A 1,924-nucleotide genomic window follows, 5' to 3' on the forward strand; every position below is an offset into this window, starting at 1 on the left:
CACGGGGAGAGCCGATTCAAAAATGTACTCACCAGTGCCAGTGTACCCTGCCAACTGTTCTGTGTTGAATTACTCCAGTAACCCGAGGTCAGTGAGCCGGTTTTCGATCACTGTAAGCGCTTGTTCAGCATCGTCAAGCTGTTTTCCGCCCGTGATGACGAGCTTGCCACTTCCGAAGAGGAGTGCGACGACATCCGGGTCGTCAAGCCTGTAGACGAGCCCCGGGAACTGCTCTGGTTCGTATTCGATGTGTTCGAGACCTAGGCCGATCGCAATCGCATTCAAATTGAGTGTGTGGTCGAGGTCCCCACTTGAGACAATATTCTGGATTTCGATATCTGGGGAGGTAGCGACATCGACACCCAATTCACGGAGCTCGTCGAAGACGTATTCCAACGCAGTCGTCACATTGTCGACGCTTTTTGCACCCGTACAGACGACTTTCCCCGAGCGGAAAATGAGCGCTGCGGCTTTAGGATCGTGCATCCGATATACGAGTCCAGGGAAGTTATCGGGATCGTAGTCGGTGGCTCCTAAATCCTCAGAAAGCGTTTCCAGATCGAGTTCTTGACCGATATCGGATGACGCGACCACATTCTCGACTTGAATTGATTCGGCTGTGACACTCATAGGAGTATCTTCCATTCACAACCCCCTTAAAACGGGGAGTGACTTCGAGCGTCGGTGTGGTACCTTCCGAATTAGAGGTCGCGGGGCTGGACCGTCTTCCGGTCGTTGGCCTCAGCACGCTTTGCGGCGTCGTCGAGCAGGTCGGCGACCTCTTCGTCGAGGGCGTCGTAGAAATCTGCCGAGACGTTCTGGTCCGAGAGTGCGTCCTTCACGGCTGCTTTGACGATTAGGTCAGACATTCCATCGCGGACTTCTCTTGTCCACCATATAAATGTTCGAAGTTCCCACGCGGAGTTCTTGCCCAGTCATGCTGTATCCGCCTCGGAGTACCAGAGAGAACATATGCCACCCACAAAATTTGGGAACAGACGGATGCACGATCTAACTGGGTTCCAGCGGGACATCTTGTACGTGATTGCCGGACTCGAGGAACCACACGGGCTCGCAGTAAAGGCCGAACTTGACGACTACTACGAACAAGAGATCAATCATGGGCGGCTCTATCCAAACCTCGACGACCTCGTCGGGAAGGGCCTCCTGGAGAAAGGTGAACTCGACAAACGGACGAACGTGTACACGGTCACGCAACGCGGATTGCGGGAAATCGAGGCACGACGTGAGTGGGAAAGCCAGTATTTAGAGGGCGTGAACGCACCCACGACGTCGTAGTACCTGGCAAATAGAACTCAATATAAAAGCGGGACTGCTTTACCCACTTCCCACGAATACACAGTGAGATGGCTCGGCTCGTCTTCTATCATCACCCTCAGGCCGAGAATTTCTCACTCAAATTTAGCTCTGCATCGGTAGCAGAGATCCGATCTCAGCGAGAGCAATCCGACGAGTCGACGAAGCTCATCGGGTACCCCTTTGAAACACCGGTCTATGTGCTCTACGAAGGCGATTCAGAGATCGAATCTGCCCAAGACATCGACTTCGATCAGGAATGGCTGAGCGACCGTATTCGTGACCTCCCCCGTCCTGGGCAAGTTGTCGCTTTCCGGTTAGTGGAATTGCTCGAAGCTGCTGTCGATGTTCGAGATGAGGATGAGTTTCGGCTTTACAAGGAGTTCGAACCGCAAAAGATCCAGCAGGCACTTGATCACGTATCCTGGGGAGCCCCACTCCCGAACGTCACTGGAGAGGTGATGTCGAATTTGATTCTCCGACATTCCCTCCCGAATGCGAATCATCGAACTGGCATCGCGATGCTTCAGTTCTGTATTGAAAGTGTGAACCCGGATTTTGCGATGCCACCAACACACGTCGACGACGATACCTGGCGAGAGTGGGT

3 protein-coding genes and 1 pseudogene are annotated in these 1,924 nt (G+C 53.5%); 2 read left to right on the forward strand and 2 right to left on the reverse strand.

Annotation, left to right across the window (positions count from 1 at the left end):
* Nucleotides 1-69: 69 nt before the first annotated feature.
* Together FJT57_RS15155 and FJT57_RS15160 are read right to left on the reverse strand one after the other, a co-directional pair.
* Nucleotides 70-630 (reverse strand): TATA-box-binding protein, encoded by a 561-nt coding sequence (locus tag FJT57_RS15155; RefSeq protein WP_144906689.1) that lies wholly within the window; start codon nt 628-630, stop codon nt 70-72.
* Nucleotides 631-701: 71 nt separating this feature from the next.
* Nucleotides 702-869, reverse strand: coding sequence for a DUF1931 domain-containing protein (locus tag FJT57_RS15160; protein WP_122106698.1), 168 nt, complete (start codon nt 867-869; stop codon nt 702-704).
* A gap of 133 nt (nt 870-1,002) precedes the next feature.
* Between FJT57_RS15160 and FJT57_RS15165 the strand changes: the two genes are divergently transcribed.
* Complete coding sequence (locus FJT57_RS15165) at nt 1,003-1,299, forward strand: PadR family transcriptional regulator (protein WP_144906690.1); 297 nt, start codon at nt 1,003-1,005, stop codon at nt 1,297-1,299.
* Between the two features lie 68 nt (nt 1,300-1,367).
* Nucleotides 1,368-1,924: pseudogene (locus FJT57_RS15170) on the forward strand (hypothetical protein); the annotation flags it as partial.

The sequence above is a fragment of the Halobellus captivus genome, assembly GCF_007655485.1.
In the GTDB taxonomy this organism is placed as follows: Archaea; Halobacteriota; Halobacteria; order Halobacteriales; family Haloferacaceae; genus Haloquadratum; species Haloquadratum captivum.

Bases quoted from the DNA above. Each gene is read 5' to 3' on its own strand.
- FJT57_RS15155 (WP_144906689.1), bottom strand. From the start codon at position 630: ATGAGTGTCACAGCCGAATCAATTCAAGTCGAGAATGTGGTCGCGTCA.
- FJT57_RS15160 (WP_122106698.1), bottom strand. From the start codon at position 869: ATGTCTGACCTAATCGTCAAAGCAGCCGTGAAGGACGCACTCTCGGAC.
- FJT57_RS15165 (WP_144906690.1), top strand. From the start codon at position 1,003: ATGCACGATCTAACTGGGTTCCAGCGGGACATCTTGTACGTGATTGCC.